We start from the raw sequence: 23,799 nt of genomic DNA, 5'->3' as shown, positions 1-23,799 counted from the left end.
TGTCGCATAATTGTTATTGTACGACATGAATAATTTTGTCATAAAAAAATATGTGAAATCACGGTAAAAATCAGCTTTCAAAGTTGTTTTCATGGATTGCAAAGCGCAGTTCCGCGCTGACACAAGCCTATACAAAGAGGTATAATTAGGGGCATACACCGCCGCTTGAAAGGAGCGGATAACATGCCGTCTAATCTGCAAGCGTTACCGCCGGAAACGTTGTGGCCGAAGATCGATGCCCACGTTCATATAGATTTATACGACGAGGCAGACCGGGAAAAGCTGCTGCAGGAGATGCCGGGAAACAGGGTAGAAGCTCTCATCGCCGTATCAATGAACCTGGCTTCCTCCCGGCTCAATTTGTCTCTTGCGGAGCGCTACCCTGGCCTCGTCTATCCGGCGTTCGGTTATCATCCCGAACAGTCCTTGCCGTCCGAAGACGAAGCAAACCGCCTCTTGGACTGGATGGAGGAGCATGCCAACGAAATGATTGCCGTCGGCGAAATCGGGCTCCCCTACTATTTACGAACAGAAGAGGCCGGGACAGGCCGGCCCTTCGATCTCGAACCTTACCTCGACCTGCTGGAGAGGCTGATGCTTGCGGCAAAACGTTTGGATAAACCCGTTGTGCTGCACGCCGTTTATGAAGATGCCGACCTCGTCTGCGACATGCTGGAATGCCACGGGCTGACCCGGGCTCATTTTCATTGGTTTAAAGGTTCAGCGCAAACCGTCCGCCGCATGGCCGATCGCGGCTATTACGTCTCGTTCACCCCTGATATCCTGTACGAGCGGGACATTCAGGAGTTGGCCCGTATGTATCCGGCCGACCTGGTGATGGCCGAAACCGACGGCCCCTGGCCTTTTGAAGGGCCTTTCTCCGGCCGGCTCACCCATCCTGCGATGGTGGGGCACGTCGCTGCCGCCTGGGCCGGTATTCGCGGAATCGCCCCGGAGGAAGCCGCTGCGACGCTTTACGAGAATACCCGCCGTTTTTACGGGATCTGACGTTTTGCGGCCGGCAGCGTTCTTCCGATGCTCTTTAGCGATTTGACAAGATATATTTTCCAGCTGCACTAATACTCTAACGGTTGTCACAAGCGCTATTTGCTCCAAAAACATTGATTTCAAATTGTAACGGTTGCCATGGAGCTTATTTCACTTAAATCCGGCTATTTTGCTTAGATTCAGACAAATAACGGCGATCACAACCGTTAGAATTTAGAAAAGGGCTTTTTTCGCAAAATAGCCGCTGCTGCAACCGTTAGATTCTCGTGCGCATTTTCTCCACACCACAGCAATGCCTTGACACACCGCTAATAAAACGCAAAAAAACCTGCAAGCGCTTTGCAGGTTTTTTTCATGGAAAACTATTTTAGTTCAAATCCCCGCTCCCGCAAAAATTCACGCATGTGGAGCCGGGAGGGCTGAGCGAGTTTTTCCGCCATCAACACGGACCAAGGCGTATCTTTGGCCCCGCCTGTCCGCTCGTGCAAATACTTGGACATGATCTCGTCATAGGCGGCAACATGCTCCTCTTCCCGGGAAACGTCGTACCCGTTCCAATGCAAAACAGCCTTCTGCGGAAGCCGCGGGCGTTGCCCCGGCTCCTGGTCCGGAACCCCCAGACACATCCCAAACAAGGGATAAACCAAATCCGGCAAGCCGAGCAGCTCCGCCACCTTGGCGCTCTGATTGCGTATTCCGCCGATATACACGATGCCCAGCCCCAAGGATTCTGCGGCTACGGCGGCATTTTGCGCCGCCAGCGCGGCGTCTACCGTGGCGACGATGAAGTTTTCCACCGCTCCTTCATACGTTTCCTGTGCGGGAAGGTGCCGTTCGGCCGCATGTTTTAACCGCGATAAATCCCCGCACCAGACCAAAAATACAGGGCACTGCTCCACATAAGCCTGATTGCCGCACAACGCGGCCAGCGTTTTTTGGAGCTCCGGGTCATTTACCGCAATGACCGTGTAAGCCTGCACGTTGCTTGAGCTGGAGGCCATTTGCCCCGCGGCAATGATCGTTTCAACTTGCTCCCGGCTCACCGGCTGCCCGCTGAACTTCCGGATCGAACGATGGGCCATTAGCAATGATATCGTTTCGTTCGTCTCATTCATGCTTTTTTCACTCCCCATCCCGTTATAATAAACTGAACCGCTTGCATCTGTTTTCCAGTCCCATTATGAAACTTTCATGACCGATAAGCAAGCCGGAGAGCCCGATGCCGGACGCCCGTTGAAAAAGCGGCATACCAAGGAGTAAACTTGCGGCGGCAGGCGGCAATCTTGGCGGACAAAAGCATGTGTTATACGAATACCGAAGCCGCACTGTACAGCAAATACACCGCCATTACCCATACGATCAGCGCGGAGACCCGGTTGATCACCGCTTGAATCCGCCCGCCGCGATCGAGACCCCCGAGCATCTTTCCCGCCAAAGCCAGGCCGAAAAACCAAAGCCAAGACACCAGAATCGTCGCCAGCGTGAACGACCATTTGGCGCTTCCTGCGTATCCGAGCGAGCTCGTTCCGATCACGCCGACCGTATCGAGGATCGCATGCGGATTCAGCAGCGATACCGACATAGCAAACAGCGCCTGCTTTCGGGCAGGCAAACCGGAAGCTTCGTCATCAGTCTGACGCGGTACGGTCCGCCAGATCGACCAGCCCATGTAGACCATAAAACAGGCGCCTGCCGCAAACAGCGCCGTTTTCAGCCATACAGCCGACAAAACGATCACCGACACGCCCAGCACCGCCAGCAAAATCAACGCCGTATCACATAAGGCCGCCGTCAAAACAGCCGGAAAAGCCCGAACCAGTTTGCGTCCTGAAGCTCCTTGGTTAAAAACAAACACATTTTGGGCGCCCAGCGGCAAAATAAGTCCAAACGCCAGCACAAAACCATGCAAGGCAGCTCCCAGCATAAGGCGCACCCCCTTCCTATCTTCTCAGACTTGACTAATGAAACCTATTGTACCTTGTGGCCCGCCAGATGGCTCCATCCAATTGGTTGGTTATTGAACCAACCAAATTGTATAATGGAGTATAAAGTAAACGGGTAGGACAAGCGATTCCAACCGGATAGGTGGATCAAACCGCAATGGAACAATCTTTATGGCAACCGAACCGCCATTCGCCCATTCCGTTGCACCGGCAAATCATGGAACACTTCCGCGATAAAATCGCCGGCGGGGAATGGCCGGTCGGCACCCGCATCCCTTCGCAGCGCCAACTCGCCAAAAACCTCGGCGTCAACCGCAGCACCGTGGTCGCCGCGCTGGACGAACTGGCAGCCGCAGGGATGATTCAAGGCGGCAGAGGCGGCGGAACCCGCGTCGTCAACCAAACCTGGGGCGTGCTGGCCGCAGCCCCACCTCCGGATTGGACCAGCTACGTAAGCGCCGGGACGCAGCGCCCGAATCTGCCCGCCGTGCAGGAAATCAACCGGGCCGAATTCCGCCCCGGTATTATCCGGCTGGGCACGGGAGAACTGTCCCCCGAGCTGCTGCCGCAGGCGGAGATGGGCGAGCTGCTGCGGCGCATGGCGGATCGCCTGCCCGGCCTGGGCTATGGGGAGCCCGCCGGAGATCTGCGCCTGCGCGAAGTCATCGCCGCTAGGCTGAAAAAGCTCGGGATCGCCGCCTCCCCCTCGTCGCTGCTGATCGTATCCGGCGCGCTGCAGGCGCTACAGCTCATTTCGGTAGGACTGCTGCTGCGGGGGTCCACCGTTTTGCTGGAGCGGCCGTCCTACCTGTATTCGGTGCCCGTTTTCCAATCGGCCGGCATGAAGCTGCGGGGCACTCCGATGGACGCAGAGGGCCTGCGGGCCGATCTCGTCGGCGCTTATGCCAAGCAGTATGCAGGTGCCCTGCTGTACACGATCCCGACATTCCACAACCCGACCGGCACGGTCATGAGCGAAAAGCGGCGCCAGTTGCTGCTGGAAAGCTGCGAAGCCGCCCGGCTGCCGATCGTTGAGGACGACGTGTACCGCGACCTTTGGCTGGATGCGCCGCCTCCGCTCCCGCTCAAGGCGCGAGACCAAAGCGGCGGCGTGCTGTATGTCGGCAGCCTGTCCAAAACGCTGAGCCCCGGGCTGCGCATCGGTTGGATCGCCGGCCCCCCGCCCGTCATCGAGCGGCTCGCCGACATCAAGATGCAGAGCGATTACGGCTCCAGCGCCCTGTCTCAGCAGGCCGCCGCGGAATGGCTGGAAAGCGGAATGTACGATGCCAATTTGGAGAAGCTGCGCGCCGGGCTGCGGCACAGAAGAGACCTGGCCTTATCCGCGCTGAAGCAGCATTTTAGCGGCTTGGCGGCCTGGGAAGCTCCGCGCGGCGGCTTCTACATTTGGCTGAAGCTGAACGCTGCCTTGGCGCCTCGGGAGCTGTTCGACGCTGCGCTGGAAGCGGGCCTCCTGATCAACCCCGGGCATCTTTACGACCGGGAGGCCAACGACCGGCTGCGCCTATCTTACGCCTACGCCGCTCCGGACGAGCTGGAGGAGGGCATCTCACGTTTAGCGGTGATCGTTAGATCCTTGTTACGCTGATGAGCAGGACGCGGCGACTTGAATTCAGCAAGGAATGGAATGGACAAAACCAGGCAGCCCGAGGAACCTCGGCGAAAAAAATAAGAACAAAAAATGTCCCTATTTCGGCGATATCCCCCATTTTGAGTACAATAGGGGAATTTTATGTCGCTATTTTCCCGAATCGCAAGGAAATGCCCGCGTTCTGGACCATTCGCAGGTAAATAAGGACAAAAAATTCCGTTAATGGCGATGAACATGCCTGGCTCCAAAAATAAGCACATAAAGTTCCGCTATTTTGAAGGCCGACGGCGGGTCGGGTCATCAAGGTAGTTCCAGCAACCGACAGCGGATAGTCATCGTCGTTCCAACAGCCGGTAGCGGATCACCAAACGCCTGTATTCCCGCAGGAATCTCAACACGAACCAAGGCCGGCGAAAAAAGCAAACAGGCCCTTCCTTTGACTGGAAGAGCCTGCCGCCCCTAATCTGCCCTAATATGCCCTAATCTTCTCTAATCTTCTTCTCTAATCTTCTCTAATCTACCCTACTCCGCCCGGGTCAACCGAACGGCCATATACGGTCTGCCGGGAAGGTCCACGCGGAACGTGCCTTCAAAGGTGCCGGGAACCTCTGTAATCGTCATATTCCACGTATCGATAACGTCCACTTTATACCGGACGCCCGCCGGCAATTGAAATATTCTGAACTTCGGCCTATTGAAGCCGAAATAATACATATAATACTCATCGCGAATTCCCGCGCAAGGCAGATCCCAATCGGACTTCACTGGCTCCCAGCGCTGCCCTGGCGCCTCCTCCACCAGCCGGCGCAAAAAGCCGATGCGCGCCGGGCTGTCGCCGACCAGCTTCCCGCCTTTGGACCACCATAAAATCTCTTCATCGTTCAGGTAAGTCTCACCGTGGCCAATGTATCCGCCGCGGATCATCCCTTCCCAGCAGCGGCGCACCATTTCCTCGCCGGTGATATTGCCCCAGCCTTGGTCGATATCGCCTTCATAGGCGCACTCGTCGATGACGACGGCCTTGCCCCAGCGTTCCCGCCACTCCAGGGTCGCTTCCGACGTTTTGTACACATCGATGCGCTGCAGGCTGGAATGGGTCACCCAAGGCTTGCTGTGGTCATAAAAGGTCAGGCAATTGTGGTTGGACAGCAAATGTCCGTAGGGGTCGTTCTCCTGGACGATTTGGGCGAAACGTTCCCAATCCTCCGCGTTTTTCGCCCACATCAGGTCGTACTCGTTGGCCAGCGACCACCAGACGTTCCGGTACGCCGCCAGGCGGGCCACAATGTAGCGCAAATAAAGATCGTCCGCCTCCCGGTCCATTTCCGAAAATCCCCAGCGGTCGTACGGATGGAACAGGATCAGATCGGCCTCGATCCCCAGCCGCCCCAAATCGGCGATCCGCTGCTCCAGATGCTCGAAAAAGGCCGGATTAAACACGCTGAAATTCCAACCCTTCTCCAAAGAACCTTCATAAGGATACAGCTGCGGCTCATTGCGGTTGTACAAATAAGACTTCGGAAACACGCACATGCGCATTTTGTTGAAGGGGGACCCGGCCAGCGATTTCAGCGTCTCTTGTTCCAGCTCTTCTCCCTGGTGCGTCCAGACATAACAGGTCGTGCCAAACGGCAAATACGCCGTACCGTCCTCATAAGCAAAATGGAACGTATCCCGCACGCGTACCGGCCCGTGATGATCCGCGGCGGGTGGTCCGCAAACAAAGGACCCTTCCAGCCCGTCCAACGCCTTGACCGTGCTTGCGGTCCGGTACGTCCACGCCCCTTCCCGGTCGGGCATCAGGCGGATTTTATAGCTTCCGTCCCCGTTGTAAAACCCCGGAACCCGCACAGTCCGGCTCTCGCCGCCGCAGCTGAACACAGCGGCCAACTCCACATCGGTATAAGGATTGCCCTGCGACGGTCCTCTGAGCTCCAGCTCGAACACATCCCACTTGGCTGCGTGCTCCGGTGAGCTAACCACTCCGCCCCCTTCGACCCGCACGTCCGCAAGCTGCTCCTTCCCGCTCCCCCAATCGCGGCTCGGCGCGGCGGCTTCGCTGGAAGGTACCCCAGCCATCTCTTGCAGCAGCGCTTCCCGTTCCCCGGACGGAAACCCGAGCTCCTGCCGACGCTCCAGAAACTGCCCGAGCGTCTGCATTTTGTAAGTAAACGCGATATGCTCCTCTTCGGCAAGAAACGGAAAATACTTGAACAAAATTTGTTTGGCGGGTTTGTCGGACCATATCCGTCCCACGCTTGTTTGCTCAGTAATCATATGCATTCTCCCTCATTTTCGCGGCCCCATGGGCCTCGTATTTTACCTGCCTCGCTTGCTAGCCCTTCACCGCTCCGGCCATGCCCGAAACGAAATATTTTTGGAAAAATAAATACACGGCCAAAATCGGCACGATCGAAATCAGCACCGCCGCGCTAAGCAGCGTATAGTTCGTGGAATGCTGCCCCTGGAACGTAAGCAGGCCTGCGGTAACCGGCTGCATCGAATCCTTCGTGATAAATATTTGCGCCAGCAAAAATTCATTCCAGGTGGACAGAAAGTCGAGAATCACCAGCGTAGCTATAGCCGGCATGGCAATCGGCAAAATAATCCGGAAAAACTTGCCCAACTCCCCGCACCCGTCAATGTACGCAGCCTCGTCCAACTCCTTGGGAATGGAGCGGAGAAAGCCCCGCAGCACCATGATGCCAAAGGGAATGCCGAAGCCGATATATACGATAAAAATGCCAGGATACGTATTTGCCAATCCAAAGTGGTTCAGCATCATGTTCAGCGGCACCAGCGTAGCCTGGAACGGGATCATCATCCCGATCAGAAACATGGCGAATAGCGCGTCCGCCCATTTAAAACCCATCCGGGTCAGCGCATACGCGGCCAGCGCCTCGACGAGAATGCCAAGCGGCACCTTCACAACTGAGATGAACAGGCTGTTGCCGATATAAGGCTTCATTTTATCCCAGGCCTCGGCAAAATTGCTCCACGCCAGCGTCTCCGGCAGAGCGTACACGGGATTTCGCATCAAATCGGCGTTGGATTTCAGTGCTGTCATGGCGATGAAAACAATCGGAACCAGAAATATCACCGCCAGGCCAAACAGCAATATATAGGAAACCGCTCGCGAAGCGGCGGATTTTTGCGTTTCTTCCATCGGAGACAACACCCCCTTTCCGTGAAAATCATACGTGAGATTTCCGGTTTGTGTAATATACGTAAGGAATGATCACGACCATCGCGACAAATACAAGGAACCAGGAAATGGCCGAGCCCACACCGATGTTGTTGAATTTGAAGGTCTGATAATACATCCAGGAAGACAGCACCTGCGTGCTTTGGGCCGGTCCTCCCGCCGTCATGCCGTAGATGATGTCATATACTTTCATGGCGTTAACCATCGTGGTCGCAAAAACGATCACAAAAGTTTCGCTAAGCAGCGGAATCGTGATAAAGCGGAACGATTGGAACGGCTTCGCCCCGTCGATGAGCGCCGCTTCATAGCAGTCCTTCGGGATGCTCTGCAGCCCGGCGAGAAACAGCACCATCGGCAGCCCCACACCCTGCCACACCGCGGCGACGAACACAGCGTACAGCGCCGTTTTAGGGTCGGCCAGCCAAGGATGGGCCAGACTGCTAAGCCCGATCCCTTCAAGCACCGTGTTGATGAACCCCCTCGTCGGATGGTAAAGCCAAGTCCACATGAGCGCAACGATGATGCCCGACAATACATAGGGAAAATAAAATACACTGCGGAAAATCGATCTGCCCTTCAAACTCCTGTTGAGCAGCAGCGCCAGCAGCAAGCCGAGGCCGATAATGATCGTCAGCGAACCGATCAGCCACAGCACGTTATTTTTTAACGCGGTTCCGAATACCGTATCCTCTGTTAGTAGATAAATATAGTTTTGCAGCCCGACAAACGTTTTCTTGGGAGAAATTCCATTCCAGTTGTACAAGCTAAGCTGCAGCGTGTATAGAGAAGGTATGACAATAACCACAAGATAAATGAGCAGCGCCGGCAGCAAAAATGTCCACGGCTTCCAAGCCTTCAGTTTCATAAGCGCCTCCCTCCAAGTCCGGTAAACGGCTTTCAGGGCGCGGCCGGCAGGCCGCTTCCCTGAAAGTTTGTCACCAAACGCCTATCGTTCTAGTTGTTTTTATACGACTCGGCGGCTTTCTGAATTTCTTTGGCCGCCTGCTCAGGCGTCCATTCGTTCAGCACGACGGCATCCTGGGCTTCGAACAGCTTTTGCACCACCGTCTGCGGCAAAGCCTGGTCCGCGATCAGGAAGTTGCCTTCCCCGATCATTCCGGCCATCTCGGAGGTGTGCGGCGACTGCGCGGAAGTTTTGAACTGCTTCAGGGCCGGCGAACCGTACTGATCGATATACTGATCCACAACCTCTTGACCGGTAATATATTCGCCTAGTTTTACGGCAGCCTCCTGCACCTTCGGATCAGAGCTTCCGTTGATTTGGAACATTTCCGCAAAGCTGGACATCCGTACAGGCTGCTGATCGTTCGGGAATTTAAAGATGCCGAACTGATTCGGATCGGCTCCCGCCTGTGCAAAGCTCAGATCAACCCACGCCCCTTCCAGCGCAAAACCTTGCTGCGCACTGTAAAGCGGCGTCTCGGCTTCCTGCGGGTCCAGCGTGATGAAGCCTTTTTCGAAATAACCTTTATCGGACCATTCCTTCAGCTTGGCAAAAGATTGCACCACGGCCGGGTCGTCCCATGAAACTTCCAGGGCGTTCAGCTTGTCATGGAGTTCCGGGCCGCCGTACAGTTCGATCAGTTGCTCAACCCAACGCATCAGCATCCAGCCGCCCTTGCCGCCGACGGCAAAAGGTGTAATCCCACCATCCTTCATCGTTTGCAATTGCCCTTCAAACTCGGCGAACGTGGTTGGCGGAGTCAGTTTTAATTTGTCATACAGCTCTTTCGGATAAAATACCCCCAGCGAGGCGAGATGGAACGGCACGCCCGTTATTTTCCCGTCGAATTTGACCAGGTCAAGCGCCGCGGGGTTGTAGATTTCGTCCCATTTATGCTCGGCCGCGATTTGGGTCAAATCCATGGTGAGACCGTTTTCAGGATAAAATGAGCCGAGCGACCCGCCCCAAGTAAACCACATATCTGGCAGCGTCTTGGAAGCGGCGGCCACCTTCAACGATTCCTTCAGCGGATCGGTTCCGTAGAAGGTAGGTTCCACTTTGATATCCGGATTTTTGCTCTCGAACTCTTTAATGATTGGTTCCAAATAGGCCTGTTGATCGTTCAGCACCCAGATCGTCACGGCCGTTTTGTCATCCGCGCCTCCGGCGCCGTTTCCCGCATCGGCGTTCTTCGAACCGCCGCCTCCTCCGCAGGCCGACAACATCAACACGATCGCCGTCATTGCCGCCAGCACTGCCGTTAAGCGTTTTTTTTGCATAAGCGTCCCCCCCGTTATATGTGATGTAAGTTTTCGGTATGCAAGCGCTCCGCTTGTTTACCTGCTTTAAGTCTACTATCCGAGGGCCGCAGCCGGGTATAAGCGGCGTTTGTCATTTCGTACACTTCGCTGACGCGTTGCGGCTGTTCGTAATCGCCCATTTTGAGTACAATAGACGAATTCTGTTTTTTGCTATCTTTTTTTGCACTAACGGTTCCGGTATTCCAGCGGAGTCATGCCCACCCGGTCCTTAAACAGCTTGCTGAAATAGTGCGGATTCGTATAGCTGAGGACTTCAGCGATTTCATAAACCTTTTTGTTTGTTTCCCGCAGCAGCTTTTGCGCATGGATGATTTTGTTGCGGATCACGTATTCGCTGAAGCTTTCGCCCACTTCCTTCAGGAAAATGCGGCTTAGATAACCGGGGCTGATCGGAATGGAGTCCGCCACCTTCTGCAGCGTAACATCCTCCAGCAGATGGCCATCCACATATTCCTTCGCCAGGCGGATATGCAGGCTGTCGCTTTGTTGATTCACCGGGAATTTCAGTTCGGCTTCCAGATAAGCCTCGGGAATTTGCTGCGGATGCCCGTAAACAGAGCTAAAGGAATACACAATCGAGGCATTGAGCAGCTCGAAAATTTTGCCCCGCAGCCGCTCCAGATACTGCTCCCTGCCGCAGCGGCCGCCCGCCCCCGACTTCGGCGCGGCCGGCGCCAGCCAGATGATTTCCCGGCGGCCCCGGTGAAAGACCAGTCCTCCCCAGTCCCGGCCCACGTATTCTTCGATCAGGTAGCGGATTGAGATGAATTTCAGGTGGTCCTTGCCTGCGGCCACGGCGATCTGATCCGCAGCATCGTCCCGCAGACGGATGGCGGCAAGCCACAGTCCTTCGGACAACGCTCCCCCCGGCGCAAGCTCCGGCACCAGCATTTCCCGCGGATAAGTGTACGCATCGAGCAGTGAAACCAGCCAAGTGTTGCGCTCCTCCTCCGGCCAGGCCGGGAGCGTCCTGGGCGTGCTTTGTTCCAGCAGCTTGACCGCTTTTTGCAGCGCCCCTTTCACTTCCTCCTCGTCCATCGTCGGCTTATGAAGATAATCGAGCGCATTCAGCCGAATCGCTTCTTTAACATAAGGAAAATCGTCATAACTGCTCAAATAGATCATTTGAATATGCTGCGGCCGCTGGCTGCGGATATAGTGTCCCAGCTCGATCCCGTCCATGCCCGGCATGCGGATATCGGTCATCACGATATGGATCTCCTCCGACTCCAGCACTTTCACCGCTTCTTCACCGTTGGCGGCTTCGGCTTTCCAGCACACGCCCTGCGCCTCCCAATCCACCATATAACGCAGCCCCATTCTGACAATGGCTTCATCTTCCACCACAAGCAGGTTCCACATTTTAAATCCCCCTTTTTAAAAGGTTGTTCAACTTTAACGGTTTGTAAGGTATCGTTATGATCACGGCGGTTCCCGGCTCCAGACGCTGGACGGTAAGGCCGTATTCTCTGCCGAACCACAGCCGGATGCGGTCGTTGACATTGTTGATCCCGATATGGGAAACGCCGTCCCCATCCCCGTCACCGCCCACCAGCAGGCGCTCGATCTGTTCCTCCGCGATCCCAACTCCGTTATCCTTGATTTCGATGCAAAGCTTGCCGCGGTCACGCTCCATCAGCGAGACTTTCACGCCGATCACCAGCATGCGGCCCAGTCCCCGTGAGCCGTGAAAAATGGCATTTTCCAAGATTGGTTGCAGCAGCATGGCCGGAACCCCCGCGTCCAGCAATTCCTCAGGCACGTCCCACTCGACGGTAAACGTATTGGTGTAGCGCAAATCCATCAATTGCTCGTAATCCCGCAGCAAATCGATCTCCCGGGACAAGGGCATGAGCTCATCGTTCAGCTTTAGGTAGGATTGGAGCAGCCGGTTAAGCGCATGGATCAGCTTGGCGATTTGCGGGGACTGCTGCAAAATGGCCAGCATCCGGATCGAGTTCAGCGTGTTGTACAAAAAATGCGGCTGGATCCTGACCCGCAGCGCATACAGCTCGGCCTTTCGTTTCTGCCGTTCCTTCTCCGCGATCGACTGAACCAGCTCGTCCAGCCGCCTGACCATACGCGCGTAACTCAAATGCAGCTGCCCGATTTCGTCATAACGGGTCGGCGCCTCCAGGACCTCGAATTTGCCGGTCTCGACACTCCGCATCGAGCGGATCAGCCGGTTGATCGGGCGCGACAGATTGCCGGCAAGCAGCCAGGATACGAGCGCCGAGGCCACCGTCAATACGGCGGCGATCGCCACCGTATATTTGCGTATGGTGTTGCTGCCTTGGAGGATCACCTGCTGATTTTTGCCCACATAGATCGTCCAGCCCAAATAACTGTTTTTCCTCACCACTCCACTGTATTTCACCTTCAGGTTATCGAGCTTGCTCTCCGCCGACCAAGCGCCGTTCGTACCTACATCAAACGGACGTTCCAGCAGCCGCGCGGCAATCTGTTTATCCGAAGCGTAGATCAGCCGGTGATCCGCGTCGACTACGGTCACAACGGTATCCTGCAGTCCGGAGGAATCGATGATATTTTCAATAAAATCGGGAGAAATATGAATGGCGATCACGGCGAGCGGACGCATTTCCTCATCCAGCAGCATTCTCGATACGGTGACGGCCTCGAACGATCCCCCTTCGAATTGCCCCACCTCATGTACGCCCGAGACGACGAAGCCGCCTTTCTTCTCTAAAGCCTCTTGATACCAGTCTTCCTGCTTAACGTCGTAGGCCCGGTTGATCGAGGAATTGCCATTCAGTTGGTATCCGCTGATCCGGCCGTTATTGCCGTACAGAACCATCGCTTTAATCGATTTATTAATTGAAGGATACGCGCTCATTAAACGAATGAGCTGCCGCTGCGCGTTCAGTTCGGCCGATCCCCAGTCTTCTTCGGGAACGTAGGGCCGGTTAAAAATTGTAAACGCTTCCGGCATATAGTACGGCAAAATACTGAAACGGTCGAAATCGCCAACTTGCTTTTGAATCGCCGAAATCAACTGTCCGGCAATCACCTGCAGGTCTTGCTCCGTCCGCTTCATTAACGTTTCCGAAGACTTTTGGTAGGCGATCGTTCCCACCAGAAGCACCGGCAGACTGCTGACGACGATAAGCACAAGCAACAATTTTCTTTGATAAGATAAGCGCTTCCAAAACATGACTTCAACCCCCAGCTGTCAAAAGATATCCCGATCTTATCATAGAAAAGAACAATCCCCTGGCCACCAAACAACCTAATACCAACCCGCCGGACCTTAAACTAAACTTTTTTTCATTTTTTAGCTCAAAAGAAGATTACGACCTAAAAATACAACTTAATCAATGATCAGTCAATCTCTATTGATTAATTTAAGTTACATACAAACATAAACAACTAAACTGTTTAGTAAACACTCCTGAAATCGGTGAGAATGGAAGACAGCGCCAAATTGCAACTGCTGAAATTTTTTATTTTGGGTAATTTACATTTTATTGCAAAAGTGATATCATTGTCATATCAATACAATATGAACTAACCTAACCCTGAAGGAGTGTTCCGTATGTACAAGGAAAAAGAAATGTCTTATTTGAACGGCTTTGCCGCTTTGCTGTTTATTCTGGCACTCGCGGGGGCCGGCGTCTATCTGATCTCGCTTTCCGTCGCGCTGCTCGTGATTGGCGGAATCACCGCTTGCGTCATCGCCTTCGTGCTGCTCACCGGCCTTACGATCGTTCAGCCAAACCAGGCTGCCGTCGTGACTTTTTTCGGACGTTATCTCGGCGTCATCCGCAAAAGCGGATTATACTTGGCCGTCCCGCTCTCAAGCCGCAGAAAGGTGTCGCTGCGCGTCCGCAACTTCAACAGCGCCAAGTTGAAGGTCAACGATGTGAACGGGAACCCGATCGAAATCGCAACCGTCGTCGTTTTTGCGGTGGTCGATTCCGCCAAAGCGCTGTTTGAGGTAGATGAATATGAAACGTTCGTGGAAATTCAAAGCGAAGCGGCCCTGCGCCATGTCGCCAGCAAGTACCCTTACGACCAGCCGGACACGGCAAGCTTCTCCCTGCGCGGCAATACCGAAGAAATCGCGTTGGAGCTGACCGATGAGCTGCAAAACCGGCTGGCGATCGCCGGCGTCAAAGTGATCGAAACGCGCCTCACCCATTTGGCGTATTCGACCGAAATCGCCAGCGCCATGCTGCAGCGGCAGCAAGCCGAAGCCATCATCGCCGCGCGCGAAAAAATCGTCGACGGCGCCGTCACGATGGTGCAAATGGCGATCGAACGCCTGCAGGCGGGCCAGATCGTGGACCTGGACGATGAACGCAAAGCCGCGATGATCAACAACCTGCTCGTTGCCGTCGTTTCCGACCGTTCCGCCCAGCCGGTCATCAATACGAGCACGATTTACTAAAAGGGCGCCATTCACAATGGCCAGCAAAAAGAGCTTCCCTCTTCGCCTTGACCCGATTCTGTATCAAGCTTTGGAACGCTGGGCAGCGGATGAATTCCGAAGCGTCAATGGCCATATCGAATACCTGCTGCGGGAAGCATTGCGCCGTGAAGGCCGGCTGCCTTCAAAACGGGCGCCGGGCAAAGAGGAGGAGAAGCATGACACAGACTAAACAGATTCGCAAACCGTGGTGGGAGTCCAAATCGGCGGCGCTTTTGAAGGAATTTGCCAAAACCGGCGGAGGCACGTACACAGCCGCAAAATTTCATGGACTGAAATATACGAGACAGCATGTGCGCGTCAGACTTCCCCATGAGCTTGGGGAATGCGTCGTCACCTTGGCCGACCCCAGCTCCAGCTCCAGTTCCTCCGGCCAAACGCACGTTATCGGCATAAAATACAGCTACCGGCCCCGCCGCAAGCTGGAGTTCGACCTTCGCTCCGCCAAGCGCCCGGCGTTAGGCTTGCTTCCCGGGCGTTTACGGCCTGCCGCGCTGCCCGATTCCGCCTTGAACAAGCGGTTTCGCGCGCGGGCGTCGCACCCCAGCCTGCTGCGCTCCGTCCTCAAGCAGGACGGCCTGGCCGGGGTGCTGGAACAGCGTCCGGGGGCGCATATCAAGCTCCGCCTTAAAACGCGTGAAGCATCGCTAAGTTTTTCGGAAAGTGTCAAACATCCCGATGTGCCTGCACTCGTCAGCAGTGTGCAGCTCATGAAGCTGCTCATCCAAGGGCTTTATGAGCAAGGGATCATTTGTCCGCCGTAACGGACCGTAGTGACCTTATTCGCTCATTTCCCGGATATTTCCCGTCCTAACGGACACAGATGCCGCTATTCGGCCCCACGAGGCAAGTTTTTCGAGGATTTACTGGAAATAAAGGCTCCTGAGTCCGTTACAATTTTAACCCCTTCGTTTTGCCCCGAATAAGGTCTCTGGTGTCCGTTAGCGAAGCGAGAAATGTCCGCTTTCGCCATGCGGCGGCCGGTGAGCAGGCGTCCAGGACATAATAAAAGCGGCCTCACCGGGTTCACCTCGGGAGACCGCTTTTTTTACGGGCATAAATGTTCATTAAGGAGCTTATTCGTCGCGTTTCACCAGGGGATGTCTACAGCAGCTTGTTCGCCGTATTCGCTAGATCCCATCTATATTTAAGCAGCTTATTTCCCCCGCCCCTCTCTCATTGGAAAAATTCCAATAGATTGGCGGATATCGAACACCGTTTTGAACTCTCATTGGAAAATATCCAATAGAATTCACTTTAATAGCCCATTTTGCGCTTTGCCGAGTCTCATCTATTGGATATATCCAATCAAGCCGCTGTATTTTCCACTTAATTACCAATTCTAATGGATATATCCAATCAGACCGCCAATTCAAGCCCTTCGGAAGCACCCAATTCTCATACAACAAGCCCCAAGCGAAGCCGATATGGAACGGCTATCGCTTGGGGCTCTTTTCATGACAAGTTTACAGCTTCACTCTTTGCAGCCGCAGCGCGTTCAGCACCACGGATACCGAGCTGAGGGCCATCGCCGCGCCGGCGAGCCAAGGGGCGAGGAAGCCCACGGCCGCCACCGGGATGCCGATCGTGTTGTAAGCGAGCGCCCAGAACAGGTTCTGCTTGATGTTGCCCATCGTGCGCTTGCTCATCGCGATCGCGTCCGGCACACCCTCAAGGTCGCCGCGCATCAGCGTCACGTCGGCGGCCTCCATCGCCACGTCGGTCCCCGTGCCGATGGCGATGCCGACGTCGGCCACGGCCAGCGCCGGAGCGTCGTTGATGCCGTCGCCGACCATCGCCACCTTCAGGCCGCGCTCCTGCAGCTTTTTGACTTCGGCGGCTTTGCCTTCCGGCAGCACTTCGGCGAGCACCTCGTCGATGCCGACCTCGGCGGCGATCGCCTTCGCCGTGCGCTCGTTGTCGCCGGTGATCATGACCACGTGAAGCCCCATCGCCTTCAGCCGCGCCACCGCGGCTTTGGACGTATCCTTCACGGTGTCGCTCACGGCGACCATACCGGCGTAGGCGCCGTCCACGCTGGCGAGCAGCACGGTGTTGCCGGCGGCTTCCAGCGCCGTCATCTCCGGCAGCGCGGCGGAGACGTCGACGCCTTCCCGCGCCATCAGACGGCGCGTGCCGGCGAGCACCCGGCGGCCTTCTACGGCCGCCGCAATGCCATGCCCGGGCACCGCCTCAAAGGCGGTCGCCTCGGGCAAATCCAGCCCGCGCGCCCGCGCCCCGGCAACGACCGCATCCGCGAGCGGATGCTCGGAGCTGCGCTCGGCGGCGCCCACGAGCCGGAGCAGTTCCGCTTCGTTCCAGCCCTTGGCCGGGACGACTTGCCGCAGCTCCGGCTGCCCCCGCGTGATCGTGCCGGTCTTATCCAGCACGATTGCGTCGAGCCCTTGGGCGGTCTCGAGATGCTCGCCGCCCTTGAACAGGATGCCGTACTCCGCGGCCCGCCCGGAGCCGGCCATAATCGACGTCGGCGTCGCCAGTCCGAGCGCGCAAGGACAGGCGATCACGAGCACGGCGATCGCTTTTTCCAGCGCTTCCGCAAAGCTGCCCGGCGCCACCAGGAAAAACCACACCAAAAACGTCACCACAGCGATCCCGACAACGATCGGCACGAAAATCCCGGAGATCACGTCCGCCACCCGCTGGATCGGCGCCTTCGAGCCTTGCGCCTCTTCAACGACGCGGATGATCTGCGCCAGCGCCGTTTCCCTGCCGACCTTGGTGGCCTGAACGCGCAGCACGCCGTGTTTGTTCACGGTCGCCCCAATGACCGGATCGCCTGCTTTTTTCTCGACCGGAATGCTCTCCCCCGTCAGCATCGATTCATCTACCGCGGACGAGCCGCCGGCCACAATACCGTCTACCGGTATCTTTTCGCCCGGCTTGACAATCAGCAAGTCGCCCGGAACAACGGATTCAATCGGCACGACCGTCTCCACGCCGTCTCTGACGACAAGCGCCGTCTTGGCCTGCAGCCCCATCAGCGTTTTGATCGCCTGCGAGGAACGGCCTTTGGCCAGCGCTTCGAACCATTTGCCGAGCAGGATCAGCGTGATCAGGATCGAACTCGTCTCATAATACAGCTGGGGGGTATGCCCATGCGGCATACTCAGGGCGTCCAGGCTCAAATATAGACTGTAAAAATACGCCGCCGACGTGCCGAGCGCGACCAGCACATCCATGTTGGCGCTGCGGCTGCGCAGCGCTTTGTAGGCGCCGACGTAAAAGCCGCGTCCGATGATGAACTGCACCGGCGTCGCCAGCGCCAGCTGAAACCAGGGATTCATGAACAGCTCCGGCGTCCAGATCCACGAAGTGAAGGAGAAATGCCCGGCCATCGCCCACAGCAGCGGAAATGCCAGCACTGCCGACACGATCAGCTTGTTTCTCTGCTTGCGGATCTCCCGGGTCCGGATGTCCTCCGATTCCTGCTCCGAAGGTTTGGGAATGGCTCCGTATCCGAGCTTGCTAACTTTATCGATGATTTGCTCCAGCGATACTTGCCCCGGCTCATACGTTACCTGGGCCGTCTCCAGCGCTAGGTTCACGTTCGCCTGCTCCACGCCGGGAAGCCGGTTTAACCCTTTTTCGATCCGGGCCGCGCAGGCGGCGCAAGTCATGCCGGTGATTTGCAGCATCGCTTGATCGTTGGGGGCCGACAGTGCTTTTTCCATAGTGATTCCTCCATATTTGTTTGCGTTTCGCCTCAATGTACCCCCACGGGGTATATTTCAAACAAAAAAATCTCCGCTAATTCCGAGCCTGATCAAGCGGTTATCCGTATCAGACTCGAAGCGGTTTGACTCAACTTAGGTTTTTGCATTAAACCACGTCATATCCTTGTTCTTCGATCGCTTCTTTAATCTGGTCCACCGTCACTTTGCTTTCGTCGAAAGCAACCTCTACTTTTTTGGCCGCCAAATCGACCTTGCCAGTGGCGCCCAATCCGGCAACGGCTCCTTCTACCGACTTAACGCAATGATTGCACGACATGCCTTCCACGTTCAACGTAATATTTTGCATGATTCCTGCCTCCTAAATTTTTGATATTTACTTCATTAACTTATTGACCGTCACCAACAGTTCATCCACCACTTCCGTCTCGCCGGCTTGAATCCGTTCGATGACGCAGCTTCTCATATGTCCCTCGAGCAACAGCCGGCCGACGCTGTTGAGCGCGGACTGGACGGCGGCAATCTGATTCAGAACATCGTCACAGTAAGTATCTCTTTCGATCAGCCCTTTGATCCCGCGAATTTGGCCTTCGATCCGGTTCAAACGGCTGGTCAGGTTGCCTTTCATCGCTTCGGAATGGTGGCTGTGCCGGACCGTTTTGCCCTCAGCTTTGCCCTCATTCTCCGCTCCGTGGTCTCCGCAATGGTGTGTATGTTCCTGAATGTTCTCCGCCATACGTCTTCTCCTTTCAAACCAGCATAACTTATTGTGGTAAACTCATTATAATATACCCCCATGGGGTATGTAAAGAGGTTGAGGCAATTTTTTCAGCTTGCCCTGTAGCGTTGGATTTCACGCTTATTCTCTCATTTGTTTCATAATTCAAGCCCTGTTGCCGATAAAAAGCTGGCTTCAACGGAGGGATGCTTCGAGCGGAGCTTTGCAATCGGTCGGAGTTTAACGATCAGTTCGAAGTTTTACGATCAGTTCGAAGTTTTACGATCAGTTCGAAGTTTTACGATCGGTCGAAGCTTTGCGATCGATCAAAACTTTACGATCGGTCGAAGTTTTTACCATAGGTCGAAGTTTTACGATCAGTCGAAGCATTACGAAATGCAAAAGTGCAGGCGAATTTCGTCGAAACTCCTCGAAACAGGTGGGTCAAATGCAAAAGTGCAGTTTAATTTCAGCTATAAAACCATATTTTACCATATTAACTCTACTCAACTGCACTTTTGCACTCCATAAGTCTCGAAAGCAAGAAAATCGCGATATGAGCTGCACATTTGCACTTGATCCTCGCAAAGCGCACCTTACCACCACAAAAACTACTTATCATCGCAGAGGCTCCTTATCATCACAAAGACTACTTATCATCACAGAGGTTCCTTATCACCACAAAGCCCTTATCACCACATAAGCTACTTATTACCGCAAGACTACTTATCACCACAAAAACTACTTATCATCGCAAAAGCTTCTTCCCATCATCACAAAGCGCTCCTTATCATCGGCTAAGCAACTGACGCCTCGCTCCGGCCCCACATTCCCCTACTTCACTTACCTTTCCCGCAAAACAAGCAAAAAACCCGCCGCCACCTTTAAGGTGACAACGGGTTTTCCTTTACACAATTCCTGTACACTATTCCTGTGCACAATTCCTGTACACGATTTTACTGATAACCCCAAATCATCGCGAACAAGGTGCCGAAAACGGTGACCAGGCCGACGAACAGGGCGTAACCGATGTTGGTGAACAACGCGGTTTTCGTGCCGCCCTCGCTGATATGCATGAACAGGAACAGCTGAAGTGACATTTGGATCGCCGCGCAAATGAGCAGGATCGTGAGTCCCACTGCCAGCGGCATATCCCAGAAAACTACCGACAACGCCACAACGGACAGAATCAGCGAAAATATATATCCCATGACGTGCTGAACAGGAAAGAGCTTTTTCATGTCACATCATTCCTTTCAAATAAACGAAGCTGAAGATGAAGATCCAGACGACGTCGAGGAAGTGCCAATACAGCGAGAAAATAAACGATTTGTTCGCGGTATCGAGCGTAAAGCCTTCGCGTTTCACCTGAATCATCAGCCCGGTGCCCCACAAGAGGCCCAGCGTCACGTGGGCGCCGTGCGTGCCGAGCAGGACGAACAAGCTGGACAGGAAGGCACTGGTTTGCAGCGTTGCCCCTTCACCAATATACGTCACGAACTCGGTAATTTCCACGCCGAGGAAGCCGAGGCCCAGCAGCAGCGTGATGATGAAAAAGGTCATAAACGCCTTTTTCATCCCGAGCCGCATGCTATGCACCGCCAGCCCGCAGGTGAAGCTGCTGGTCAGCAGCAGGAACGTTTCGGCGAGCACCGGCCCGATTTCGAAAATTTCTTTTCCGTCCGGGCCGCTGCCCGTACGGTTCCACAGCGTGAGGTAAACGGCAAACAGCGTACAGAAAAGCACGATTTCCGCGCCCAGGAACAGCCAGAAGCCGAAAATCCGATTGCTGTTCTCTTCCGTCTGGTATTCAAGCGGCAAAGAATGATCTATTTTCATGCGTGTTCACCCCGCAATCCCGCTTCCGATTCTTTTTTACTCAAAGCTTCCTCGGTTTTTCTGATTTTGCTGACCGGAATGTGGTGGCCATGATCGCGTTCGAACGAACGCACCGCCAGCATAACGATTACGCCAAGACCGGCAACAATCGCCGGAATCCACCAGCTGAACACCATGAAAAATCCGAAGAAGAAGAAGATAATGCCCAAAATAATCGGCTGCCCGCTGTTGTTCGGCATATGAATCTCTTCGAGTTTACCAGTATACAGCGGCTTTCCGGTTTTCTTCGCTTTCCAGAACGGATCAAGATCGTCCACTTCAGGCACGACCGCAAAGTTATACTCCGGCACCGGACTGTGCGTGCTCCATTCCAAAGTGCGCGCGTTCCATGGGTCGCCGGTTTTGTCTCTTTCGGCGTACCGGAAGCTCCAGTAAATGTTGTAGACCAGCACGATGAAGCCGATCGCCAAACCGACGGCGCCGATCGACGCGATCAAGTTCAGCGGACCAAAACCGGTGCTTTCCGAATAGGTGTACATCCGCCGCGTCATGCCTTTCAGTCCAAGGAAGAACAGCGGCATAAACGTGACGTTGAAGCTGATCGTGATAATCCAGAAGGCCAGCTTGCCCTGGCGCTCGTTCAGCCGGAACCCGAACAGTTTCGGGAACCAGTAGTAGAAGCCGGCGATCACGGCAAACACGGTTCCCGGGATCAGCACGTAGTGGAAGTGGGCCACCAGGAACATCGTGTTATGGTATTGATAGTCGGCGCTCGCCATCGCCAGCATGACGCCGGTGACTCCGCCGATCGTAAAGATCGGAATAAAGGCGAGGGAATACAGCATCGGCGTCGTAAATTCGATCCGCCCTTTGCGGAGCGTAAACAGCCAGTTAAAGATTTTGACCCCGGTCGGAACCGAAATCAGCATCGTGGTAATCGAGAACACGCCGTTGACCATCACGCCATGCCCCATCGTATAGAAGTGATGCGCCCATACGATAAACGACAGCAGCGAAATGACGACCATACTGTAAACCATGGATTTGTAGCCGTACAGGTTTTTGCGCGAAAACGTCGAAATGATTTCACTATAAATCCCGAAAGCGGGCAAAATAACGATATATACCTCCGGATGGCCCCAGACCCAAAACAGGTTGGCCCAGAGCATATCCATCCCGCCGTTGGCCATCGTAAAGAACTGCGAACCAAACAGCCGGTCGAACATCATTAGCGCCAAGGCCACGGTAAGCACCGGGAAAGCAAACATAATGATAACGCAGGTAATCAGCACCGACCAGGTAAACATCGGCATTTTCATCAGCGTCATGCCCGGGGCGCGCATTTTCAAAATCGTGGCGACAAAGTTGACACCAGTCATTAGTGTACCGATCCCGGCGATCTGCAAGGCGATCGAGTAATAGTTATTGCCCACCGTCGGGCTAAACTCAATGCTGGCCAGCGGGAAATAAGCGGTCCAGCCGGCATCCGGGGAACCCCCGATGACAAAGGAGATGTTAAACAGCATCGCTCCGGCAAAAAACAGCCAGAAGCTGACGGCGTTCAGCCGCGGGAACGCAACGTCGCGGGCGCCGATTTGCAGCGGTATTACGACGTTCATAAGCCCGATGACAAACGGCATCGCCATAAACAGGATCATAATAACCCCATGCGTCGTAAAAATCTCGTTATAGTGCTGCGCATCCAGCAGCCCGTTTTCCGGGACCGCCAGCTGCCCCCGCATAAGGAGCGCATCCACGCCGCCGCGGAACAACATCAGCAGGGCGCAGATGATATACATGATCCCGATGCGCTTGTGATCGACGGTCGTCAACCATTCACGCCACAGGTAGCCCCACTTTTTAAAATAGGTTAACCCGATGAGAATCGCCAGCGACGCGACGACGATGCTGACCATGGCGCCGTAAATCATCGGTTCCCCAGTGACGAAAAATTCGTCCCATTTCATGTTAAGCTACTCCCTTCCTTAGTTATGCGTCGAATGATCCATCGTAGAGTCGTTCATGTCCGACATGTCCATGCCGGGCATATCCATATCGGAGTGATCCATTTCTTCGGAACCGGTCGTGCCTTCCTCCGCCGTTCCCTCGCCGCCGTGATGATGCCCGGCGTTTTCGCCCTCCGGAGCCGGTCTGAACGACAGATGCGTGGACGAATACGATTTGCGGCCGACAAATGCCGTGTTCAGCAAGGAATCGAATTCCTTTTCCGTCAGCGCAGGCTCCGTCGTTTTCACGTCCTTCACCCATTTGTCGAAATCGGTTGGAGACATCGCCAAAGCTTCGAACTCCATATGGGCGAAACCTTCACCGGAGAAGTTGGAGTTTTTGCCCATGTAGGAGCCCTCATGCTCGGCAACGAGGTTGAGCTTGTTGACCATGTCGCTCATCGCGTATTTCTGGCCGCCCAGCTGCGGAATCCAGAAGCTTGTGATCGGCCCGTACGAATACAGGCGGAATTCCACCGGACGGTTCGTTGGGATATTTACGTAGTTTACCGTTTCAACGCCTTCCTCCAGATAGCTAAAATGCCATTTCCAGTTGGAGGACGCCGCGTAGATGACGAGCGGTTTCTGGTCCTCGTAGCCTGCCGGCACCTTTTCAACGGCAGCCGTACTGCGGACCGTGACGACCGACAGCACCGTAACGATAATGATCGGGATGGTGATCCAGGTGATTTCAAGCCATTTGCTGCCTTCCTCATGCGGCGGCTCATAATCCGCGGGCAACTTGGAGGCGCGGTATTTCGAGAGCATGTAAATGTACAAAACATAAACAACCAGCAAAATAAACGCCATCGTCAAAATAGAGAAAATAATGACGTCAGATTGGGTCTTGGCCACCGGCCCTTTCGGGTTCAAAACCGTTAACGAATTACATCCGGTCAGCAGCACAAGAAGGGCTGAAAATACTACAAACAGCAACCCTTTCCTTTTCATAGGACACCGATACCCCTTTCTTCATTGTGAACCTTCATAGTAAAAGTTGTGAACATTATGAATGCCATCACGAATTAACCGGGATGGCTATT

At 54.7% G+C, this 23,799-nt stretch carries 21 protein-coding genes; 5 read left to right on the top strand and 16 right to left on the bottom strand.

The genetic code is table 11. The features are described from left to right. Positions 1-183 precede the first annotated feature (183 nt). Positions 184-1,008, top strand: coding sequence for a TatD family hydrolase (locus ACLD72_RS29110; RefSeq protein WP_411003596.1), 825 nt, complete (start codon positions 184-186; stop codon positions 1,006-1,008). A 362-nt stretch (positions 1,009-1,370) separates the two neighbouring features. Here ACLD72_RS29110 and nfsA read toward each other — a convergent pair whose 3' ends face one another. Both nfsA and ACLD72_RS29100 read right to left on the bottom strand, forming a co-directional pair. Further along, a complete protein-coding gene (nfsA, locus tag ACLD72_RS29105) occupies positions 1,371-2,123 on the bottom strand; it encodes an oxygen-insensitive NADPH nitroreductase (protein ID WP_411003597.1) in 753 nt (250 codons plus the stop codon). A 188-nt stretch (positions 2,124-2,311) separates the two neighbouring features. Further along, complete coding sequence (locus ACLD72_RS29100) at positions 2,312-2,932, bottom strand: LysE/ArgO family amino acid transporter (protein WP_411003598.1); 621 nt, start codon at positions 2,930-2,932, stop codon at positions 2,312-2,314. 176 nt (positions 2,933-3,108) lie between these two features. Between ACLD72_RS29100 and ACLD72_RS29095 the strand changes: the two genes are divergently transcribed. Next, positions 3,109-4,560 (top strand): PLP-dependent aminotransferase family protein, encoded by a 1,452-nt coding sequence (locus ACLD72_RS29095; protein ID WP_411003599.1) that lies wholly within the window; start codon positions 3,109-3,111, stop codon positions 4,558-4,560. A 525-nt stretch (positions 4,561-5,085) separates the two neighbouring features. Here the strand turns inward: ACLD72_RS29095 and ACLD72_RS29090 are convergent. The 7 genes from ACLD72_RS29090 to ACLD72_RS29060 form a co-directional block, all read right to left on the bottom strand. Further along, complete coding sequence (locus tag ACLD72_RS29090) at positions 5,086-6,840, bottom strand: DUF5605 domain-containing protein (RefSeq protein ID WP_411003600.1); 1,755 nt, start codon at positions 6,838-6,840, stop codon at positions 5,086-5,088. A 58-nt stretch (positions 6,841-6,898) separates the two neighbouring features. After that, entirely contained in the window at positions 6,899-7,729 is an 831-nt protein-coding gene (locus ACLD72_RS29085; protein ID WP_340925212.1) for a carbohydrate ABC transporter permease, read from the bottom strand. Between the two features lie 28 nt (positions 7,730-7,757). Beyond that, positions 7,758-8,633: a carbohydrate ABC transporter permease gene (locus ACLD72_RS29080; RefSeq protein ID WP_411003601.1), complete on the bottom strand. Its 876-nt coding sequence runs from the start codon at positions 8,631-8,633 to the stop codon at positions 7,758-7,760. Between the two features lie 89 nt (positions 8,634-8,722). Continuing rightward, positions 8,723-10,012 (bottom strand): ABC transporter substrate-binding protein, encoded by a 1,290-nt coding sequence (locus ACLD72_RS29075; RefSeq protein ID WP_411003602.1) that lies wholly within the window; start codon positions 10,010-10,012, stop codon positions 8,723-8,725. A gap of 14 nt (positions 10,013-10,026) precedes the next feature. Next, a complete protein-coding gene (locus ACLD72_RS29070) occupies positions 10,027-10,173 on the bottom strand; it encodes a hypothetical protein (protein WP_458476407.1) in 147 nt (48 codons plus the stop codon). Between the two features lie 46 nt (positions 10,174-10,219). Next, on the bottom strand, positions 10,220-11,416 hold the full coding sequence (locus ACLD72_RS29065) for a response regulator (RefSeq protein WP_411003603.1): 1,197 nt from the start codon (positions 11,414-11,416) through the stop codon (positions 10,220-10,222). 1 nt (position 11,417) lies between these two features. Beyond that, positions 11,418-13,226: a sensor histidine kinase gene (locus tag ACLD72_RS29060; protein WP_411003604.1), complete on the bottom strand. Its 1,809-nt coding sequence runs from the start codon at positions 13,224-13,226 to the stop codon at positions 11,418-11,420. A 381-nt stretch (positions 13,227-13,607) separates the two neighbouring features. Here ACLD72_RS29060 and ACLD72_RS29055 point away from each other — a divergent pair, with 381 nt between their 5' ends. The 3 genes from ACLD72_RS29055 to ACLD72_RS29045 are packed head-to-tail and all read left to right on the top strand — an operon-like array spanning position 13,608 to position 15,265. Next, positions 13,608-14,462: an SPFH domain-containing protein gene (locus tag ACLD72_RS29055; RefSeq protein WP_411003605.1), complete on the top strand. Its 855-nt coding sequence runs from the start codon at positions 13,608-13,610 to the stop codon at positions 14,460-14,462. A 16-nt stretch (positions 14,463-14,478) separates the two neighbouring features. Beyond that, complete coding sequence (locus ACLD72_RS29050) at positions 14,479-14,673, top strand: toxin-antitoxin system HicB family antitoxin (protein WP_411003607.1); 195 nt, start codon at positions 14,479-14,481, stop codon at positions 14,671-14,673. Next, entirely contained in the window at positions 14,660-15,265 is a 606-nt protein-coding gene (locus ACLD72_RS29045; protein ID WP_411003608.1) for a hypothetical protein, read from the top strand. Before ACLD72_RS29050 ends, ACLD72_RS29045 begins: the two co-directional genes overlap by 14 nt. Positions 15,266-15,967: 702 nt before the next feature. Here the strand turns inward: ACLD72_RS29045 and ACLD72_RS29040 are convergent. From ACLD72_RS29040 to qoxA, 7 genes are all read right to left on the bottom strand, one after another. After that, positions 15,968-18,193, bottom strand: coding sequence for a heavy metal translocating P-type ATPase (locus ACLD72_RS29040; protein WP_411003609.1), 2,226 nt, complete (start codon positions 18,191-18,193; stop codon positions 15,968-15,970). Between the two features lie 148 nt (positions 18,194-18,341). Continuing rightward, positions 18,342-18,542 carry a copper chaperone CopZ gene (gene copZ / locus ACLD72_RS29035; protein WP_251593107.1) on the bottom strand — a complete coding sequence of 67 codons (201 nt, stop codon included), beginning with the start codon at positions 18,540-18,542 and terminating at the stop codon, positions 18,342-18,344. A 27-nt stretch (positions 18,543-18,569) separates the two neighbouring features. Then, entirely contained in the window at positions 18,570-18,929 is a 360-nt protein-coding gene (locus tag ACLD72_RS29030) for a metal-sensitive transcriptional regulator (protein WP_411003610.1), read from the bottom strand. A gap of 938 nt (positions 18,930-19,867) precedes the next feature. Next, positions 19,868-20,152: a cytochrome aa3 quinol oxidase subunit IV gene (qoxD, locus tag ACLD72_RS29025; RefSeq protein ID WP_251593103.1), complete on the bottom strand. Its 285-nt coding sequence runs from the start codon at positions 20,150-20,152 to the stop codon at positions 19,868-19,870. Position 20,153: 1 nt separating this feature from the next. Then, a complete protein-coding gene (gene qoxC / locus ACLD72_RS29020) occupies positions 20,154-20,750 on the bottom strand; it encodes a cytochrome aa3 quinol oxidase subunit III (RefSeq protein ID WP_251593101.1) in 597 nt (198 codons plus the stop codon). Then, positions 20,747-22,717 (bottom strand): cytochrome aa3 quinol oxidase subunit I, encoded by a 1,971-nt coding sequence (gene qoxB, locus ACLD72_RS29015; protein WP_411003611.1) that lies wholly within the window; start codon positions 22,715-22,717, stop codon positions 20,747-20,749. The genes qoxC and qoxB overlap by 4 nt, the downstream gene beginning before the upstream one ends. An 18-nt stretch (positions 22,718-22,735) precedes the next feature. Continuing rightward, positions 22,736-23,707, bottom strand: a complete 972-nt coding sequence (qoxA, locus tag ACLD72_RS29010) for a cytochrome aa3 quinol oxidase subunit II (protein ID WP_411003612.1) — start codon at positions 23,705-23,707, stop codon at positions 22,736-22,738. Between the last annotated feature and the right edge of the window lie 92 nt (positions 23,708-23,799).

It is taken from the genome of Paenibacillus lacisediminis, assembly GCF_046567315.2.
The sequence above is the reverse complement of the archived record's forward strand: the minus strand, read 5'-3'. Positions and strand labels throughout refer to the sequence as shown.

Bases quoted from the DNA above. Each gene is read 5' to 3' on its own strand.
- ACLD72_RS29080 (WP_411003601.1), bottom strand. From the start codon at position 8,633: ATGAAACTGAAGGCTTGGAAGCCGTGGACATTTTTGCTGCCGGCGCTG.
- ACLD72_RS29095 (WP_411003599.1), top strand. From the start codon at position 3,109: ATGGAACAATCTTTATGGCAACCGAACCGCCATTCGCCCATTCCGTTG.
- ACLD72_RS29040 (WP_411003609.1), bottom strand. From the start codon at position 18,193: ATGGAAAAAGCACTGTCGGCCCCCAACGATCAAGCGATGCTGCAAATC.
- ACLD72_RS29100 (WP_411003598.1), bottom strand. From the start codon at position 2,932: ATGCTGGGAGCTGCCTTGCATGGTTTTGTGCTGGCGTTTGGACTTATT.
- ACLD72_RS29110 (WP_411003596.1), top strand. From the start codon at position 184: ATGCCGTCTAATCTGCAAGCGTTACCGCCGGAAACGTTGTGGCCGAAG.
- ACLD72_RS29055 (WP_411003605.1), top strand. From the start codon at position 13,608: ATGTACAAGGAAAAAGAAATGTCTTATTTGAACGGCTTTGCCGCTTTG.
- ACLD72_RS29060 (WP_411003604.1), bottom strand. From the start codon at position 13,226: ATGTTTTGGAAGCGCTTATCTTATCAAAGAAAATTGTTGCTTGTGCTT.
- qoxB (WP_411003611.1), bottom strand. From the start codon at position 22,717: ATGAAATGGGACGAATTTTTCGTCACTGGGGAACCGATGATTTACGGC.
- ACLD72_RS29050 (WP_411003607.1), top strand. From the start codon at position 14,479: ATGGCCAGCAAAAAGAGCTTCCCTCTTCGCCTTGACCCGATTCTGTAT.
- copZ (WP_251593107.1), bottom strand. From the start codon at position 18,542: ATGCAAAATATTACGTTGAACGTGGAAGGCATGTCGTGCAATCATTGC.
- qoxC (WP_251593101.1), bottom strand. From the start codon at position 20,750: ATGAAAATAGATCATTCTTTGCCGCTTGAATACCAGACGGAAGAGAAC.
- ACLD72_RS29075 (WP_411003602.1), bottom strand. From the start codon at position 10,012: ATGCAAAAAAAACGCTTAACGGCAGTGCTGGCGGCAATGACGGCGATC.
- ACLD72_RS29030 (WP_411003610.1), bottom strand. From the start codon at position 18,929: ATGGCGGAGAACATTCAGGAACATACACACCATTGCGGAGACCACGGA.
- nfsA (WP_411003597.1), bottom strand. From the start codon at position 2,123: ATGAATGAGACGAACGAAACGATATCATTGCTAATGGCCCATCGTTCG.
- ACLD72_RS29090 (WP_411003600.1), bottom strand. From the start codon at position 6,840: ATGATTACTGAGCAAACAAGCGTGGGACGGATATGGTCCGACAAACCC.
- ACLD72_RS29065 (WP_411003603.1), bottom strand. From the start codon at position 11,416: ATGTGGAACCTGCTTGTGGTGGAAGATGAAGCCATTGTCAGAATGGGG.
- ACLD72_RS29070 (WP_458476407.1), bottom strand. From the start codon at position 10,173: ATGGGCGATTACGAACAGCCGCAACGCGTCAGCGAAGTGTACGAAATG.
- ACLD72_RS29045 (WP_411003608.1), top strand. From the start codon at position 14,660: ATGACACAGACTAAACAGATTCGCAAACCGTGGTGGGAGTCCAAATCG.
- qoxD (WP_251593103.1), bottom strand. From the start codon at position 20,152: ATGAAAAAGCTCTTTCCTGTTCAGCACGTCATGGGATATATATTTTCG.
- ACLD72_RS29085 (WP_340925212.1), bottom strand. From the start codon at position 7,729: ATGGAAGAAACGCAAAAATCCGCCGCTTCGCGAGCGGTTTCCTATATA.
- qoxA (WP_411003612.1), bottom strand. From the start codon at position 23,707: ATGAAAAGGAAAGGGTTGCTGTTTGTAGTATTTTCAGCCCTTCTTGTG.